Here is a 17,192-nt window from a genome sequence, read left to right as displayed (position 1 = left end):
GCCTGCGCCCGGAGGAGCAGGCGACTGCCGGACAGCGCCGAGGAATGTGCAGATGGCGGCAGCCCGTCCCCCGGCCTGTGTCAGGACAGGGGCAGGGCAGGCCCGTTCATCTGCGGTCCACGCACGACAGACTTCTCGGAGTCGGCCGGGTCAGGGCCGCGGCCTCGGCCCGTGGCGCGGACGACCCCGCTTCCCGCGTGCCCGAGTGCTTCGATCCTGACTCCGTGTCCGCGACGCGGTCCCCACCGCCGTCGGGCTTGTTCGCCGTGTGCTCCTCGACGGACCGGCTTCCGCCATGGCAGCCGCCCTCCACCGGGTCCGCCGCGCGCGGCCGGTCGCCAAGACCGGTGCCGGGCACCGCCGGAAGGGTGGACGAGGCCGCCGGCGCGGTGGATGCCAGCCGGTGATGCCCCGCCGAGTCACACACGCCGAGCAACAAGATCAGCATGGTGCCGAGGAGGAGACCGACGAGCCACTGCTCGCGCCTCACGCTCCGCCAGGACCACCCTCGATATCGCATCGTGATCGAAACGCTACCCTTGGTGACTTTTGGATGCGACCAGCGACCCACGAACGAGTGACGCGCCCCGCAGGCGTCCGGTGGGAGCCCGCGCGTACTGTCTGCGGGGAATCCGGTCAGGGCCTGGCGGGTCGAGAGCCATTGCCAGGCAGGGGGATGACGCGTGCTTGCCTGCGGAGGGCGTCGTTTTCGAGGGCGAGCTGGCGGATGGCCTCTTCGTACAGGTGCAGGGTCCGGCGCAGGTCGGCGTTCTCCTGCCGCAGGCGCCTCAGTTGCTCTGGGTGCGCTCGCTGCTGGCCGGGGAGGGGCCTTCCCGCTCGCGAGCGGGCGCCGCGCGAGGTTGGAAGTAGCTGGTGATCAGGTCTTGGTGGTGGCGTGTAGAAGGTGGCGTGGGGCTGCCGCAGATGGCCGCATGACCGCCGGAGTCCACCAGGCCGTCGCCGCGAACATCGCGCGGACGAGGGCGGAGGGCACCGACCGGTGGGCCGACCTCCTGAAGTCCACGATGCCGGAGGGCTTGGTGCGCGACGCGATCCTCTCCTCCCCGGCCTGGCCGGACATCGCGGCCGCGATGGGAGACGTCGACGCCTTCGCGTCGAGCCGCCCAAGCCACCGAAGGGCGGCGAATTTCCCGCGGAAAATTCAGACAACCGGGCGATACCGGAGCCACGCCCCGAACCGGCCGCGACCGCCTGGACCGTGTCACCATCGTCGCGCTCCTGGCGACACCAGAAGCCGCCCGGCCTTCGATGCCCTCGGGCCTTCCTGGTGTCGTCCCACTGTGCAGGGCCCCGCTACAGCACGATCAGCTGGCCGGCCTGGAAATCCGGCTGCCGACCTCAGGCCCTGATGGCAGAGTGCGGCCATGATTTTCCTACGTTTTGCTTCGTGACCCAGTGCGTCATGGTGTCGGTGCGCTGCTCGATGCGCTCCACACCGTCCATGAAGTGGGGGAACGACTCGAACTGCGTCCACTGGTTGTAGGCGGTGCGCACGGGGACGTCGACCTCGATGGATGCTTCGACCTTCGACACAGAGCATCCTTCCTCTTCGCCGGCCAGGCGGTGTCCGGCCGTACCCGGGGAACCTTTCCCCTGCCCACGCCCGGCCCCCGCTGCCCGCGCCCGTGACCCCCGAACACCGCACTGGCGGGATGGTCCGCCGGTGCGGTGCGGTGCCGTGCGGTCAGGACAGTCGCCGGTGGATCGTCAGGGCCTCGTGTGCGCTGCCGGCCTGGCGCAGTTGCTGGCCGAAGGCGTTGAGGGTGGTGAGTTCGTTCGCCAGACGGCTCTGCGCGCAGGTCTGGTTACCGAGGTGGGCTGCTGCCTCACGGAGCCGGGCGATGGTCTCGTCGTTCCGTCCGAGCCGGTGGAGGGCCTCCGCCTCGTAGCCCAGTGCCCAGCCCACCTGGAGGTCGTCGCCGACCTCGGGCGCCGCTTCCGGGGCGGCTCGTGCGGTCGTCAGGGCGGCGGTGTGGTCGTGGTCCGCGTCGAAGCGCAGGGCGGCGGCCGCCCTGCGCAGTGCCCATCGGGCGTCCCGGTCCCGGGCGGCCATGATGTGCGCGAGGTCGTCCTCCTCGGCCAGCTGTTCGGCGGCGAACAGACGGAGGAGGTCGGGGAAGCGGTAGCGGTCGGCGGCGGCGGGGTTGCCGACATCAACCGCGACGCCTACGTCTACACGCCCGACGAGTCGATCCGGACCGTCAGCGCCGGCAGGCATTACGTCAACACCTACGCGCCGAACCGGTGCATGGTGCGCGGTGACGGGTTCGACGACGGCCAGGGCGGCCGCAGCCAGCTGTGGAACGTCATCCCGGTGAATGTCGACAACGACGGAAAGGCGTGCGGCTACTCCTTCATCAAGCAGTGGACCGGGAAGTGCCTGACCCTGGATCCCGCGACGAAGTCCGACAGGGCCGGCAGGTCACCCAGGCCGCGTGCCCGACCCTTGTCCGAGAGGAGCGCGGCAGAGTCCGTCAGCCGCAGTGGGGGCCTGCGGCTGACGAACGTCTTCCCGCGCCGGTGGAGTGGCTACGCGGCGCCCGTCATGCGGGCGAACACCACGACGTTGCTGTCGTAGTAGTGCTTCTTGGGGTCGAAGTCACCGCCGCAGGTGACCAGGCGAAGGCCGGCGTGGTCGAGGTTCTTGTAGACCTCCAGCGTGGGGAACTCGGCCTTCGGGTACTCGCCGACCCGGTCCACCGTGAAGGTGACCGTCTTGCCGTCCTGTCGGGTCACCTTGATGGTGTCGCCGCCCTTCATCGTCTTCAGCTTCTCGAACACTGCGGAGGCTCCGTTCCACGTGACATGTCCGGCGATCACGGCCGGTCCTTGGGAGCCGGGGGTCGGCCCCGGCTCGTACCAACCCGCGAGCGCGGGGTCCTTCGGGGTCTGCATGGTGCCGTCCACGTTCTGCCGCAGCGTCTCCAGGGTGCTGGACAGACCGAGGGAGGGGATCGTGATCTTCTGCGGCTCCGACCGGGCGAGGGCGGGCTCGGCCCGGCCCGCACCCGTACCGCTCTGCGATCCGTCTGCCGGTGACGCGGAGTCGGTGGGAGCGGCGCCCGCGGCGGCCGGTGCCCCGCCCTGGAGGGCTTGCCCCTCCGAGGGGGGCTTCGCCGCGTTCTGGCCGGCGCACCCCGCGAGGAGCAGCCCGGCGAGGACGGCGGCCGCCAGGGGGGCCGCGGTCCGGCGGCGGGGCCGCGTGGTCGAGGCGACGGGTGTGGAATGCGCGGCAGCCGGCTTCACGTGCCGCCTCCGGTGTTCCCCCTGCGGACGGGGACGGCAATGGCCCGCTTCCGCGTGACGGCCATCGCACCCGCCACCAGCGCGAGTACGGTGATCGCCGCACCGTCGCGCACCGTCACCGGCGCCGACGCGTGTTGCGGAGAGCCGCCGCCGGTCTCGATGCCGCCGACCGGAATGGACCCCACGGCCGCGCCCTTGACCTCTCCGCAGTTGGTCGGAGCCGTGGCCTCCTGGGGCAGCTTCGGGTCGAGCTCGCTCTTGCCGGCGCCCTCGAAGTCGTACTTCTTGTTCTTGTTGCGGTCGATGCCATGCTGCACGACGTGCAGGTCCTTGATGTGGTCGACCACATCCTGGCCGACGGGAATCGTCCGCTTGTAGGAGATCTTGCCCTGCTTGTCGGCGACGGGCATGCGTTCCACGGCGAGACCGCTGGTGGCCTTGGTGTCCCCCGCCGTGGTGAGTGAGATGTTGATGTCGCCGTAGTCATGCGTGGCCTCGGTGTTGCTGAGGACCCCGTCGCCGTCGGTGTCGTCGGTGGCGTCCGGGCATTTGAAGTCGTGCCCCTTCGTCGAACCGTGCAGATGCTGGGCCGACGGCTGTCCTGGCACCATTCCCTTGGACTCGATTTGCACCGTGAGTTGGTTGCCATTGAGGCTCAGCATGACCGTACCGCTGGAGCCCGATGCGTTCAGCTGCGCCAGGTCGATCTGGTACGCCTTTCCGCCCTCCGCGAGAGCTGGTCCGGAAAGGCCGAGGGTCAGGCACACTGCGGCGGGTACGGCGCCGAGAACCACGAGGCGACCGGCGCGCTTTACTATCACTTTCGCTCCTGTTCCGTGGATCCCCAGAACGGGAATCACAGATCGTACGGGGTTGAAACGGTTTCCTTGAGAGGTGTCTCGCTCCTGGTCTCGGTCTCGCTCCTCCGGTGCCGAACATCTGTGGATGGGTGCCCATGTGAAGATTCCTCAGGCGGCTCCTTCATCGGCCGACAGCCGCCCGCCGGTCATCCAGATGCGCGACATCGCATCTGCCAGGGCAGGGTATCTGGCAGCCTCACAGAGCATTTCCGAGAGCACGAGAATGCCATGTGCGGTGCATTTCGGATCGCGGTTCCGATGCAGCCAGATGACCGCGTCACCCAAGGGGCGGCGCCCCAGGGAGATTCCCGAACGGCGCACGTCGGCGGCCATCTCCAGGTCGAATCGACCTCCACCGAAGGGCAGGGCCGCCGTTCGACGGATCCCCGGTGGCGCGACCCAGTCCCGCACGTGGCGGACGTACGCTTCCGGCGGGGCCTGCCAGTTCTCGAAGGTGTTGCGGAATCCGACGATACGAAGGTCGGAATTCTGCAGGCGGAGCTGGATGTAGAGCTCAATGAACAGACCTCGCAGGTGAATGCGCAGGGGGAGGTGAGGCATTCCCCCCTCCCCGTGCCCGGCCCTGCTGAACCAGCCCGGAGCATCTTCCACCCTCGACCGGATGGTCGACGTCAGGAGCCTGTACTCGTCCACCGATGCGTACGCCGGGGAAAAGCACACTGGTTTCAGCATGGCCGCCCGGATCAGGTGAAGGATCCGGAACCCGGACTCCTCGGAAGTAATCTGACCGCCGCCGATTCGATCCTGCTGTACTCGCGCACGCAATCCACCGCCTTCGACATCATTCCGATCGTCGACGGGGTGGCATCAACCCCATCGCCGGGTTCGGTTCCGTGAGGACCTTTGTAGTCGTCCTGGCGGCGGCCGGGCGAATAGTTGGCCTCTGATGCTAAGAAATATGCGCGTGATCCCGGTGACCGGACGGCCGCCGGCGAGCCTCAACGGGCCCTGAAGCACAGTGAGCCTTTTCCAACCTGACTGGGATGTCGGAGCGTTGGAGGTCGGGGGCTGTACGCAACGACGAAGCTCCTGGTAGACGGGTTCTCGGCCAAGATCACCCGTGCCGCCAGGAGCTTCCGCGCTTGTTTGCCCGTCCTCGATCGATCTGTCCAGCAGCACGCTGCGGCACCTGACCGAGCAGCTCGCAGCCCGGCGACGGGAGATCGGTACGCGCTGGCGGCGACTGCCCGTCGGCCGCCAGGCCTTGCCGGCCCTGGCCCATCTGCGGTGCGGCGACACCCCAGCTCGCCGCTGGATTCGGCATCGGCATCGGCATCGCGACCGTCTACCGGTACATACGCGAGGCGATCGAAGTCTTGGCCGCTCTCGCACCGACCCTGGCCAAGGTGATGGAGGCGGCCCGGAAGAAGGCATTCGTGATCCTGGACGGCACCCTTCTGCCGACCGACCGGATCGCCGCGGACACCCCCTACTACTCGGGCAAGCACAAGCGGCACGGCATGAATGTGCAGGTCCTCACCGACCCGTTCGGCCGGCTGCTCTGGGCCTCGGCCGCCCTGCCGGGCTCCACCCATGACCTGACGGCTGCCCGAAGCCACGGGATCGTCGACGCGCTCGCCGCCGCGGGAGTGAAATGCTGGGCGGACAAGGCGTACCAAGGGGCCGGCCCGCACATCCGGGTCCCCTTCCGGGGCCGCCGACTCAAGCGCTGGAAACGACGTCACCACAGCAGCCACGCCAAGATCCGCTGCGTCGGCGAGCAGGCCATGGCCGTCCTGAAGGGCTGGCGCCTGCTCCGGAAGCTCCGCTGCAGCACCAACCGGATCACCGACATCGTGAAGGCCGTCCTCGTCCTCCACCACGCCTCAACATGAGATTGGAAAAGACTCACTGGTACGCCGAGCGACGGCCAACACCGCCTTCGACACACTCGACGACCTCGACCGCGTACTGCGACGCGAGTTACGCAAGATTCAGCTTCGGTCTCGCCTGATCGACGGCTGCCTCACCTCCACCGGCCTGGCCATCAACCCGCTGACCCCACCCCGAGGACCTCAGTAGTAAGGCCCCGTGGGCCATTGAGAGCGCCCTGCCTCCTCCCGCGGAACCCTTCTTTCCAAGGGCCGCAGAAATCCGTGGACGGACCCGCGGAAGATCACGTACCGTGTGGCTCCACGCCCTGAGATGAACGGAAGGAGGCGAGTGCCGTGTGGTTCACACCTTTCCAGCGCTCCCTCTTCCAACATCCCGGCGTGGTTTCTCAGTTCTGACCGGGGGCGCTCCCAGCAGCCTTTATCCCGGAGGAATCCATGACCGATCTGGTCATCCGTACGCTCTCCGCGAGCGACGCACATCTCTTTGACGCACTCCCCGACCCCCTGGGCGCCCGTGAGGGTCATCGGCGCACCCGGTTCCGCCCCGACTGGAAGCGCGTCGCCCTGCGCGATGGCGAAGTCGTTGCACGCGGCGCGTGGTGGGGCGGCCCCGACGACTCGGAGCCCGTCAACATCAACTGGTTCGACGTGGCCGAGGGGGAAGAGGAGGCCGGAGCCGAACTTCTGCGCTCCGCTCCCTGGCAGGTCGAACTCGAGATCAACGTGCCCAGCGGCTGGCGGGACGACCCCGAACTGCGGGCCGGCGCCGAGACGCGCTTCGCCGCCGCACGAGCCGCTGGGTACGAACTCCTGGTGGAACGCTTCCTGTACCGCTGGACCCCGGAGCAAGGTCTGCCCGAGCGGCCCGGACGCCTGCGCTTCAGCGCCGAACCCGACGACGCCGTGTTCTTCGACGCGTTTCGCCGCATCCATTCTGTCACCCTGGACGCCCACGCGCTCAGGGCCATCGAGGAGGGTGGTCTCGACCAGGCTGCCCAGGAGGAACTCGACTTCCTCCACTGGTGCCCCTCCCCACGGGAGTGGTGGCAGATCGCGCACACGCCCGAGGGCAACCTGGCCGGCATCCACATACCGGCCCACAACCCCTCCGGCCCGACCATCGGCTTCATCGGAGTCCTGCCGGAGCAGCGCGGTCACGGCTACGCCTACGACCTCCTCGCGGAATGCACCCACCTCCTCGTCGAGCAGGGCGCGGAGGTCGTCACCGGATCGACCGACCAGGGCAACTTCCCCATGGCAGCGAACTTCACCAAGGCCGGCTTCCCCGTCATCAAGGAACGCATCAACTTCCACTCAGCGGGCCAGGAGGCCTAGCGAGGAGTAGCACCCGGTGCGAGCGGTCCGGTCCGAGGGCAGGTCCGGACCGCTCGCCAGTGCCGATGGCTGGCTGGCAGGGGATCGACAGCGGGCTCGATTACCGCGGTCTTCTCACCCGCCGGGAACCTCTTGACGGACTGAAGCCGGATCCCCTCCCGAAATACCCGAACTCAGAGGTCAGCCCCCAACCCTCCGGATATCTCACCCCACGGTCATACCGAAGGGACCATGAACCGTCACCGCCGACGCCGACGCCGACGCCGAACAGAAGACCTCAGTAACCGGTCTTACGGGCCGCCAGCGCGGCACGACCGTCCGGGCCCGGACCGCCGGGTACCCGACAGCCCCTCCTCGAAGCCGCCTTCCACGAGCGCTACTGGCCGTATCCTTGGCGCAGCCGTACGCGTTGGAGGGCATGACGCGTGCACGGGGCTGGACCCCCACGTTGGGTCCTGTGCGGTCCGCGGCTCCGATTCCTGCGCGGCGTCGGAGCCGTGTCAGTTTCCCCGGCGCCGAAGGTCCCTGATCTACCGAGCGGTCGGGGCCTTCGTGTTGTGGGAGCTGTCCCGTTCGGGCTTGATGATGGGGGCTGTCGGACCGGGGCCCAACCACGGTGCCGGTCCGACAGCCTCGGAAGCGCGGCGAAATCGCCATCGCGGGACCTTGGGGCGGAATCAGCGGAGGGGCCAGAGGTAGCGGCGGGCAAGGATCGTCCCCTCCTCGTCCGCGCGGTCTGGCGCCAGGCGGCCGGCACTCTCCCATTGCTCGGGGAGCTCGCTGAAGATCGGTTCCAGGTCGGGGCGCAGAACCGTCGGTGGTTGAAGAGGTGTCTTCAGGGGCTGCCCTGGCCTGAGGTCTTCACTCTGTACGCCCACACCAGCAGTGGTGTGGGCGTACGGATCCTGGGCCACATTTTGGGGTTGTCAGCAGGCGACTTTCCCAAACAGGTGGTTAGCGGGAGCGTCCGGGTCGTTGCCGTAGAAGAACTCCGTGAGTGCCTGGTGGAATTCGCCGCGGTCCAGCGCGCCGGAGCCGTCCCGGTCCAAGGCGGCGAAGACGGCGGCGCAGTCGTCTCCGGGAACGCCGGCGACTGAGTCGAACATCTGCTGGAACTCCGCCTGGTCGATCTTTCCATCTGCGTTGAGATCGACCAGGTCGAAGAAGCAGTTGGTGACCGGCTCGATCTGTTCCGGATACAGGGCCGGGTCGGTCAGGACCCGCCTGAATCCTTCCGTCATCTCCCGCAGGTCGACCTTCCCGTCACCGTCCTGGTCCATGGGGGCGATCACGTTCGTCCAGAACGCGTCCATCCCATCGGTGAGCAGACGGGCGGTCGCGGGGTCCGGGATGGTGCCGCGAACGGCGATGTAGCGCTCGCTCATCATGCGGACGTCCCGCTGGGTGATGAACCCGTCGCCGTCGACGTCGGCGCCCCTGAACCACTGGCCGTACTTGAGGTCTTGAAGTGCAGTCACAAATGCGCACAGTATTCATACGGTTACGCAAACGCAAACGTGCATGTGGAGAGCCTCACGGCAGGCGGGTGCAGCCTGCCACGCACGTGACCATGGAGCGAGCAGAGATCGGCCCGAAGAGGCCTGAGGCTTTCGTGTCAGTGTTCGAGGTTGGGTGGCGTGAAGGCGAACACCGCAGGAGGGGGATCGGCGTACGGCTCGACGTCGACCAGCGCGCTGAGGGCGCTGGGCCCTTGGGAGAGGCGCGAGCATGGCCGATCTGCCGTGAGGACGTTCGGATTACCGTGGCGGTCCAAGGTTCCGCTCAGGCCCGGCTGGACCGGATCCCACCACGCACCGGTGGACAGCTGTACGACGCCTGGCATGAGGTCGTCCGACAGGACTGCGCCCGCGAGGCAGCTGCCTCGGTCGTTGAAGACTCGCACGATCATGCCGTTCACGATTCCGCGCGACGCGGCGTCCGATGAGTTGAGGGTCACGGGCTCACGGCCACGAATTTTTGAGCTGAGGCTGTGGCCGCCGTTGTCGTACTGGCTGTGTAGCCGCGAGGCGGGCTGGTTCGAGATCAGATGCAGTGGGAATCGGTCCGCCAGGTCAGCGTGAAGCCACTCCACTGGTTCGAACCACGTCGGATGCCCGGCGCAGTCGTCATAGCCGAACGAGTCGATCTCCTCGGAAAAGATCTCGATCCTGCCCGATGGCGTCGGCAGGGGGAAACGCCGCGGATCTGAGCGCAGCGCCTCGAAGCTCCCGGGAAACGGTCCGGCCAGCGCCGGCAGCTCAGCAGTGGAGCTTCGCCAGAATTCCTCGAAACTCGGCAAGGCGGCCTCGTCGCCGAGCCCGGCTCTCGTCTGCTCGTAAAGATGCCTGACCCAGTCCATCTCGGAACGCGACTGTGTGAACTCCTTCTCGTACCCGAGCCGGGCGGCCAGGGCGGCGAAGATCTGGTGGTCGGTAAGCGACTCGCCCTCCGGCTCACGGACCTTCGGCATCGCGACGAGATGGGGATCGGAGAATCCGGCTGCAAAGTCGTCGCGCTCCAGGCCGGTGGCGACGGGCAGGACGATGTCCGCGAACTTGGCCGTGGCGTTCCACCAAGCTTCGTGAACCACCACCGTGTCAGGCCTCTGCCAGGCACGGGCCAACCGGTGCAGGTCCTGGTGGTGGTGGAACGGGTTCCCTCCACACCAGTAGATCAGGCGCAGCTCGGGCAATGTGAGCCGTTGCCCGTCGTAGTCGATGGTCTTCCCCGGATACAGCAGGGTGTCGGCGATCCTTGCGACCGGGATGAAGTCCGGAACGGGGTTGGACACCGCCGGAATCGTCGCCACCGAGGGGCGGCCCGGGGCAACGCCGGTCGCGTCCATCGTCGCGTAGCCTGCGCCCCAGCCGCGGCCAGGCCGGCCCATCGAGCCCGCCATGGCAGCCAGCACGACCGACATCCAGATCGGCTGTTCGCCATGGTCCGCCCGTTGCACCGCGTAGTTGACCATGATGAGGGAACGCTGGGTGGTCAGGCGGCGGGCAAGGTCGGTGAGCGTGTCGCGGCTGATGCCCGTGATCTGCGCTGCCCAGGCAGCGTCCTTGGGGACGCCATCGAGTTCGCCGAGCAGATAGGAGGCGAAGCGGTCGAACCCTACGCAGCACCGGCGGAGGAAGTCCTCGTCGTGCCAGCCGTTGACCAGCATCGTGTGGGCGATGCCGAGCATCGCGGCGGTGTCGGTGTTGGGGACGACGGGCAGCCACTCGGCGTCGAGGAAGCCGGCGACATCGCTGCGGATGGGACTGACGTTCACGAACCGCACCCCGGCCTCACGACACTGGCGCTGCAGGTCCTGCGTCTGGTGCCTGGCCAGCCCACCAGGGTTGATCTGGCTGTTCTTCAGCGCCAGCCCGCCGAACGCCACCACGAGCTCACAGTTCTCGGCTATCTCGTCCCACATCGGCATCCGGGACTGGTAGCTCCACGGATGCCCGCCGATCACATGAGGAAGGATGACCTCCAAGGCCGCAGTGCTGTACGTATTGCGCGAATCGGTGTATCCACCGCCTAACGACAGGAACCGATGGAGTTGCCCCTGCGCGTTGTGGAACGCGCCCGCACTCGCCCAGCCGTAGGACCCGCCGAACACCGCACTGTCCCCGTGCTGTGAACGAACCCGAGACAGTTCATTACCGACCAGGGCGAGCGCGTCGTCCCAGCTCACTTCCACGAAGGCGTCCGCGCCTCTGGCCGTGTCGTGGACGCGCGGCAGGCCGTTCAGCCAGCCTTTGCGCACCGCGGGGCGCAACACCCGAGCGTGGTCGTCGGCGGCCGTCACCATTCCGGGGCCGATAGGCGACGGTGCAGGGTCGTCGCTCGTCGGCTCGATTCGCACCAACCGGCCGGATTCGACCACCGCGACAAAACTGCCCCAGTGCGTCGCAACCGACATGCGTCGTTCCACCATGCCCCAACCCCACCCTGGAAGTTTCCCCTGCTCCCGCACAGCGGCTGCCTACGTCACAGGGACCCCCTGTCCAGCCGACGGTCCGCAGGGCAGAGACTTCCCCTGAGGCCTGCCGATCAACCCCACCGATCAGTGTTTCGGCGCCGGGTGTACGGCCAGTGGTGTCGCCGGGTGTCGTTCCAGACGGTCCAGGGACAGGTGCAGCCCCTCGACGAGGCAGGCTCGGCCCTGTGCGTAGGCTAGGACGCCGCACCCAGAGGACGTCACCGACAGACGCCTGTCCGTCTCGGCCAGGGTGTATGCCAGGAGCTCCCCGAGCCCAGACCCACCTGGCAGAGCGGCGGCACGGGCTTCCAGCTCTTCCCTACTGACTTCGGCGTTTCAGGGTGAGGCTGGTGTGTCGAGGGTGAGGCCGGTGCCGGCTATGAAGCCGTCGAGGGTCCCGCATGGCCGCTGTCTACATCGTCGCGCTGATCCCCCGCCACAGCGACGAGGCCGTCTCCGTCCACGGACCCGCAGCCGGTCATTACCGGCCATTCGATCTCTCCCTGGTCCCCTCGATCCCGGGCTGATGTAGCTTGTGCCGACCGAAGTCAGCGCGGGGGGGCGTCCATGGCAAACGGCAGTGGTTTAGGCGTACTTCGTGGGCGCGTGCCGCGTAGAAGCGCGTGGCGTGTGCCGGTGCTGCCGGCGCCTTGTCGATGAGCACCCCGCCGCCCCAGACGTCTTCGACGCCGCCCCCGCCGCCACCCACGCCAAGTTCCGGCGCGACCCACTTACCCGAGCCCGGGTCCACCCCTCTCTTGCCTTCGCAGACCCCCGTGGTCGAGCCTGGGCCGCCGCCGACAAGTCCGTCGGGAAGCCCGCCCTCAGGGCCGCCCAGGCCCGGGCAGACCCTGCCGTCACCACCGCCGCCGATCCCCAGCATCGCCACGAACGGGATCATCGACGTGCGGCCGCACCACCTCTACGCCGTCTCCGATGCGGTGGCCGTCGAGCAGGCCTCACTTCACAGAGTGGCCCGTGAGCTGCTCGACGTCCTCGGCGGGCTCGCCGGCGCAGGTGGTCAGGGCACGGCCGCCTCGGCCCTGTCCGATGAGTACCTCCGCATAACGAGTCTGTTCTTCGACACCCACGCCAGGACGGTGACGGGTATCGGCGGAGCCGCCGTCGGTTTCACTCTGACTGCGAACACCTTCGGCGCGGCGGATGCCGCGAGCCATCCCGGCTCGCCGCCCTTCGCCCCGCGCCAGCCCCCCTGGGTGATCTTCCTTGGGCCCGTCTATGAGCGGGTGCCCAGACTCGGGCACGGAGGCGGCACGGGAATGAATGACATCCTGCACGAGCTGGCCGGGGACTTCGGGGATGCAGCGATGGCCATCATGCGGCCCGTGATCGAGAAGGCTCTGCCGGCCCGCGCCCTGGAAGTCATGCCCCTGCCGGACTATCTGCGGCTCGACAAGGTCTCGTGGGCCTGGCACCAGTACGTCATGCCGGCCGGCACGGTGGCGAACCAGTTGACCGAGACGGTCAAGCAGGTCACCGACAGCTCGCCGGGCGCGAACCCCGACTGGCATGCGGCGATGCTGCGGTTCAGTAGCGCGCTGTGGGGAACGTCCGCCTGGGGGCAGCAGCGCGAGGGCCAGCGGTGGGGACATGACACGCCTGGGAACGGTATGAGCCGTCCCGTGCTCGGTGTGCTGACCAACACGGCCGAGCAACTGGCCATGGCACTACGCCTGTACGCGGAGGCCGCCAAGGCCGTCCGGGACCGGCTGAGGGAACTGCTCTACCAGGCAATCCTCGACGCGCTCAAGTTCATCGACCTACACGACGGTCCCTGGGACAACGTCAAGCGCATGGGCGACCGGCTCTGGAAGATCGTCGGCAGTGCCTCGGTCGCGATCGTCCTCAACATCAACGTTCCTGAAGTCAATGCGGCGGTCGACCGGTACGAGGAGCAGCTCCAGCAGCAGCGGACGGCGATCGGGAAGCTGGCGCCGGCTCTGGAGGACGCGGTCCGCAGCGTCCCCACCTTCATGTCGGAAATGGCGCGGGCGGAAGCCTTCGGCACGCGCGCACTCGTCGAGTTCAACCCGGACTACATGCAGCAGATCAGGGAGAACGCGCCACCCGGTGCCCGCCGCTACCCCATCCTCCTGGCCTCGATGGAAGGGGCGAACGGCGCGCACACGGTGGACCGGCACGTCGGGCTCAGCCCTGACCAGCTGAACCAGCGCCTGCGGGACGAACCCGGGCTGGGCTCCACCTCCACCTACACCTCCCTGAGCGACGCGCAGCGGTACACCCAGGCCGCCCTCGACGATGTCGACAAGGGGCGGGACATCAAGCGCTGGCTCAACAACCGGAGGAAGGACGCGACGTACAACCCGGACGCCACGTACGGCTTCAACCTGACCATGTCCGACGTCACGGGCACCGTCCTCACCCGGGGTGCCACCGCGTCGGCGCAGGTCAAGAGCGTGCACCTCGTGCTCCGCTACGATCCGGTCACCAATATGTTCGTGGTGGTGAGCTCGTATCCGGTGCCTCCGTAGCATGCACGACATGACAGAACACACCGACGCGCTGTTCGAGGAAGGGCCGGTCAGGAGGCTCCTCGAGCTGGCGATCGCGGTACGGGGCCAGGGTGGGGCCGAGGGCGGGGACGCAACGCGGCTGCGTGAGGAGCTGGACCGGTTCTGCCGGCTGGTGCGCGACAGCCCCGAAGCCTCGTGGACGATGCCGCTCGCCGCTGTGTCCGAGCTGCTCGGTCTGCTCGCCGACCGGCTGACGGACCCGCGGGCGGGGGTGGTCGGTCCGGCCGTGAGGGATCGGCTGGCCCGGGCCGCGGGTGACCGGCCACCGGCGGAGTTGCTGCGGGAGCTGGCCGATTACCTCCGCGACCAGGACGGCGAACCCTCCCTGGACCTCGGTGAACTCCCCATGAGCCACTGGGAGGTCTGGATCCGGTTCTTCACGATGGACTGCGTCTCCCACCCCTTCAGGTCCGGGGAGTTCCCACCCGAGGTGGCCGCGAAGGTGGTCGCCGCGAGTCGGCACCCACACGAATGCCACACCGTGACGGCCGCCGTGGCGGCGGAGGTCCAGCGGGCCTTGCTGACCTTCCGCACCCCGGAGGAACTGAACGCGGCGCTCGGCTCCGTCCTCTCCTGGGTCACCCACGACACGCTCCAGCTGCTGCTCCGGGCCATCCTGGAGCACTTCGCCGACGAACACTGACCTCACAGGAGGACCATCCCGGTGGACAACGCCGACCTCGCCGTCACCGACGGACACCTGACCCGGCTCGCGGACGAGCTGCACACCATGCAGCTCCACCTGGACAAACAGGTGCGCCGGATGGACGCCGTCGTGGACCGGGCCGAGGCCCGGTGGCAGAGCTCGGCGGCCTCCGCCTACCGCAAGGTGCACCGGAAGACCGGAGAAGACGCCGTACGCATCAGGGACATCCTCGGCGTGCTCGAACAGGCTGTACGGATGAGCCGCGACGGGTTCACTCAGCAGGAACTGGACGTTCTGCAGAGCATGCTGCAGGTCCAGCGGTCCACCGACGCGGCGTCCGAGGTCCGCGCGCTGTCCGGTGAGACCGAAGCAGGCACCGCGGGACCGGGTGCGGCACCACACAGCCGACTCGACGAGATATAGGGGGCACACCGCAGATGCCGAGCACGCCGAACACGCCGGACCTGCCGAACATCACCGTGGACCTGGGGGCGCTCCGCGAGATCGCGGGCGAGCTGGAGTCGATCCTGCGCACGCTCAACGAGCGCCTCGAGGACCTGTATGCCCGCACCGAGCCCGTCGTCCTGAGCTGGCGGGGCGTCGGCCGGGAAGCCTTCGTCGACCAGCTCGACCGGTGGGACCGCGAGATGCAGGACCTCCAGGCGGCCCAGGCGTGGCTGCACTCTCTCGTCGTCACCGGCCACGCCAACTACTCCGCCGCGCAGCGCGCCGTACTGAGCGGCTGGGGAGGGGCCTGAGATGACGACGACCGGGACACCTCAGCCCGCGGCGGGCGCCCTCCCCAGCGGCCCGGCCCTCGCGGTCCGCGCCGCCGCCTACCCGGACCGGGAAACGGCGCAGTGGGCCACCCAGCAGGTGGTGAACCTGAACGAGCAGGTCATCCAGCACTGGCTCGCGCGGCCGGGACGCCAGCGGCTGGTCATCGAGGCCGCCTGGCCCGCGCGCCCGGATCCCGTGGGCGTGGTGCAGCTCCGGGCCATGATGCTGGCGGGTATGGACGCCACCGAAACACGCGCCGCACGCGTCATCCTCAAGCGGGACGGCACGACCCCCCACGGATTCGTCGTGCACTCCACCTTCCCCATCTACCTCTAGAGGACCTCCGTTGCCCCTGCACCCCGCCGAGCACGACCGGAAGTACGGCGCGCTGGACCAGGTCCTGCGGAGCCACTTCGGCCGCTCCCCTCATGACCCTGCCGCCGTCGACGCCTACCTGCGCCACACCTGGCGGACCGGGCAGCCCTGGGCGATCGCGGTCGCCGAGACCCAGCTGCGAGAGTTCGCGCAGAACCCGCCCGGGCGGGTACGGATGCGCCTCGGGGAGTTCTACGAACCGCCGGAACTCGGCCTGGCCGACGGGGAGTTCAGCGACTGGCTGCTGGCCCTCGCGGACCGGCTCGCCGAGAGCCTCAGGCAAGGCCCCGGCAGTTTGCAGGACCCTGCCCCGCCACTCACCCACTGGGAGTGGCACGCCCGCTTTCCGGAACTGGGCCAGCTCCTCGGCGGGTGGTTCTCCCAGGACATGCCAGAGGAGTTCGGCGACCACGCCACGGCGCTGCAGGACTACCTGGACTCCACTGACAGCGCCCTCCTCGCGCGGCTGACGGGCGAACTGCACGAGCTCCTTGCCCTCCCGCTCGACGAGTCCGCGCTCACCATGACCGTCGCCACTCTGGGCATCGAGGTCGACCCGCCCGCCCCCTACAGCGTTGGCGCCTGGCTGGAGGCCTTGGCCGGCGTACTCTCCGCGAGTCCCTCGTAGCCGGCATACGCGATGCAGCGCTCTCAGTCACACCTCCTGCGGCTGAGCGCTTCACTTGGCGGCTGAGCGCGCTACTTGGCGGGGCTGGGCAGCCTAGATGGCAGGCCAGCGCCGCTCGGAGCGCATGGAGGGGGCCGGGTCCTCGGCCGCGGGCCGCTCGCGTGGCCAGAGGCTTGTCGATGTCGAGCCAGGTGACGTGCGCGCTGCACCGATTCGTGCTCGTCGTCGATCACGCACTCGACTCTGGGGCTGAACCTTGAAGTGGTTCTCTAGCGCCGTGCATAGGAGCGGCGCACATGCGTCACCGTCACCGCCGCCGGGAGGCCGGTCAGGAGGAGGGACAGCCCCACCGGGAGCACCCCCGCCCACACCGTTGGTGAGACGTACGCGGTGCCGGACGTACCGTCCACCAGCCACGCACGGACGGGTTGCGAATCGATGTCGCCCTCGACGGGGACGTCGAACGACGAGCCGCCATCGTCCGGGGTGAAGGCGCCCGAGCAGGACCTCGACGTTCCCGCATTGGCCACGGTGTTGTCGTACGTTCGGCAGTTGGCTTCGGTCACGGTCCCGGGCTCGCCCCACAGCGCCGCCCTCAGCTGTCCGGTGAAGTTCGTCAGCACGACGTACGACAGAATCAGCCCGCCGAGACAGGCCAGCACCAGCCACGGCGCCGGTCCGACCTGCTCCGGTCGCCCGTCCAGAACGTCCCCACCCTCGCTCATCCCCACCCCCGGATCGCCGACTGACCTCCATGGTGACCGATCCGAGGCACCCTCAGAAGCCCTCCATGGAATGCTGGTGGGCTCGCACGACCGTCAAGTCGGCCGGCACCAGCCGGCCAGGGCCTCGCACGAACTCGCATCACCGCTGGCCACAGATCCGCCTGCAGTGTGCGCCGTACCTGGCGAATCCCG

General features: G+C 68.5%; 16 protein-coding genes and 3 pseudogenes. 11 read left to right on the top strand and 8 right to left on the bottom strand.

Features of this window, described 5'->3' with window-relative positions; translation table 11 throughout:
- Positions 1-1,404 precede the first annotated feature (1,404 nt).
- Positions 1,405-1,554 (bottom strand): annotated as a pseudogene (locus tag ACWF9Z_RS29260) (SRPBCC family protein); the annotation flags it as partial.
- Between the two features lie 151 nt (positions 1,555-1,705).
- Positions 1,706-2,074 carry a hypothetical protein gene (locus ACWF9Z_RS29255; protein ID WP_453606845.1) on the bottom strand — a complete coding sequence of 123 codons (369 nt, stop codon included), beginning with the start codon at positions 2,072-2,074 and terminating at the stop codon, positions 1,706-1,708.
- A 3-nt stretch (positions 2,075-2,077) separates the two neighbouring features.
- On the opposite strand from ACWF9Z_RS29255, the gene ACWF9Z_RS29250 reads away from it, so the two are divergent.
- Positions 2,078-2,599, top strand: a complete 522-nt coding sequence (locus ACWF9Z_RS29250) for a hypothetical protein (protein WP_453606842.1) — start codon at positions 2,078-2,080, stop codon at positions 2,597-2,599.
- On the opposite strand, the gene ACWF9Z_RS29245 is transcribed toward ACWF9Z_RS29250, so the two are convergent.
- The 3 genes from ACWF9Z_RS29245 to ACWF9Z_RS29235 all read right to left on the bottom strand — a co-directional run bounded on the left by ACWF9Z_RS29245 (position 2,551) and on the right by ACWF9Z_RS29235 (position 4,688).
- The gene (locus ACWF9Z_RS29245) at positions 2,551-3,267 is read right to left on the bottom strand and encodes a class F sortase (RefSeq protein ID WP_453606839.1); all 717 of its coding nucleotides are present in this window, start codon (positions 3,265-3,267) and stop codon (positions 2,551-2,553) included. The genes ACWF9Z_RS29250 and ACWF9Z_RS29245 overlap by 49 nt on opposite strands.
- Positions 3,264-4,088: a hypothetical protein gene (locus ACWF9Z_RS29240; protein WP_453606837.1), complete on the bottom strand. Its 825-nt coding sequence runs from the start codon at positions 4,086-4,088 to the stop codon at positions 3,264-3,266. Before ACWF9Z_RS29240 ends, ACWF9Z_RS29245 begins: the two co-directional genes overlap by 4 nt.
- A 147-nt stretch (positions 4,089-4,235) precedes the next feature.
- A complete protein-coding gene (locus ACWF9Z_RS29235) occupies positions 4,236-4,688 on the bottom strand; it encodes a ribosome-inactivating family protein (protein ID WP_453606834.1) in 453 nt (150 codons plus the stop codon).
- A 520-nt stretch (positions 4,689-5,208) separates the two neighbouring features.
- Here ACWF9Z_RS29235 and ACWF9Z_RS29230 point away from each other — a divergent pair.
- The 3 genes and pseudogenes from ACWF9Z_RS29230 (at position 5,209) to ACWF9Z_RS29220 (ending at position 7,318) form a co-directional block, all read left to right on the top strand.
- Positions 5,209-5,983: pseudogene (locus tag ACWF9Z_RS29230) on the top strand (transposase family protein).
- A gap of 13 nt (positions 5,984-5,996) precedes the next feature.
- Positions 5,997-6,170 (top strand): annotated as a pseudogene (locus tag ACWF9Z_RS29225) (IS630 family transposase); the annotation flags it as partial.
- A 248-nt stretch (positions 6,171-6,418) separates the two neighbouring features.
- Positions 6,419-7,318 carry a GNAT family N-acetyltransferase gene (locus ACWF9Z_RS29220; RefSeq protein WP_453606831.1) on the top strand — a complete coding sequence of 300 codons (900 nt, stop codon included), beginning with the start codon at positions 6,419-6,421 and terminating at the stop codon, positions 7,316-7,318.
- Positions 7,319-8,244: 926 nt separating this feature from the next.
- On the opposite strand, the gene ACWF9Z_RS29215 is transcribed toward ACWF9Z_RS29220, so the two are convergent.
- A complete protein-coding gene (locus tag ACWF9Z_RS29215) occupies positions 8,245-8,796 on the bottom strand; it encodes an EF-hand domain-containing protein (protein ID WP_453606828.1) in 552 nt (183 codons plus the stop codon).
- 137 nt (positions 8,797-8,933) lie between these two features.
- Positions 8,934-11,231 carry a molybdopterin-dependent oxidoreductase gene (locus ACWF9Z_RS29210; protein ID WP_453606824.1) on the bottom strand — a complete coding sequence of 766 codons (2,298 nt, stop codon included), beginning with the start codon at positions 11,229-11,231 and terminating at the stop codon, positions 8,934-8,936.
- A gap of 461 nt (positions 11,232-11,692) precedes the next feature.
- On the opposite strand from ACWF9Z_RS29210, the gene ACWF9Z_RS29205 reads away from it, so the two are divergent.
- The 7 genes from ACWF9Z_RS29205 (at position 11,693) to ACWF9Z_RS29175 (ending at position 16,275) form a co-directional block, all read left to right on the top strand.
- Complete coding sequence (locus ACWF9Z_RS29205; RefSeq protein WP_453606822.1) at positions 11,693-11,818, top strand: hypothetical protein; 126 nt, start codon at positions 11,693-11,695, stop codon at positions 11,816-11,818.
- A 378-nt stretch (positions 11,819-12,196) separates the two neighbouring features.
- Positions 12,197-13,804 (top strand): RNase A-like domain-containing protein, encoded by a 1,608-nt coding sequence (locus tag ACWF9Z_RS29200; RefSeq protein ID WP_453606819.1) that lies wholly within the window; start codon positions 12,197-12,199, stop codon positions 13,802-13,804.
- Positions 13,805-13,814: 10 nt separating this feature from the next.
- Complete coding sequence (locus tag ACWF9Z_RS29195) at positions 13,815-14,489, top strand: hypothetical protein (protein WP_453606816.1); 675 nt, start codon at positions 13,815-13,817, stop codon at positions 14,487-14,489.
- Positions 14,490-14,510: 21 nt separating this feature from the next.
- Entirely contained in the window at positions 14,511-14,915 is a 405-nt protein-coding gene (locus ACWF9Z_RS29190; protein ID WP_453606813.1) for a WXG100 family type VII secretion target, read from the top strand.
- Between the two features lie 14 nt (positions 14,916-14,929).
- Positions 14,930-15,250: a WXG100 family type VII secretion target gene (locus tag ACWF9Z_RS29185; RefSeq protein ID WP_453606811.1), complete on the top strand. Its 321-nt coding sequence runs from the start codon at positions 14,930-14,932 to the stop codon at positions 15,248-15,250.
- 1 nt (position 15,251) lies between these two features.
- Complete coding sequence (locus tag ACWF9Z_RS29180) at positions 15,252-15,608, top strand: RNase A-like domain-containing protein (protein ID WP_453606808.1); 357 nt, start codon at positions 15,252-15,254, stop codon at positions 15,606-15,608.
- A gap of 10 nt (positions 15,609-15,618) precedes the next feature.
- Positions 15,619-16,275: a contact-dependent growth inhibition system immunity protein gene (locus ACWF9Z_RS29175; protein ID WP_453606805.1), complete on the top strand. Its 657-nt coding sequence runs from the start codon at positions 15,619-15,621 to the stop codon at positions 16,273-16,275.
- A 269-nt stretch (positions 16,276-16,544) separates the two neighbouring features.
- On the opposite strand, the gene ACWF9Z_RS29170 is transcribed toward ACWF9Z_RS29175, so the two are convergent.
- On the bottom strand, positions 16,545-17,000 hold the full coding sequence (locus ACWF9Z_RS29170) for a hypothetical protein (protein ID WP_453606802.1): 456 nt from the start codon (positions 16,998-17,000) through the stop codon (positions 16,545-16,547).
- Positions 17,001-17,192: the final 192 nt, after the last annotated feature.

Source organism: Streptomyces sp. NPDC054961, assembly GCF_053609145.1.
This window is presented reverse-complemented; position numbering and strand designations above follow the sequence as displayed.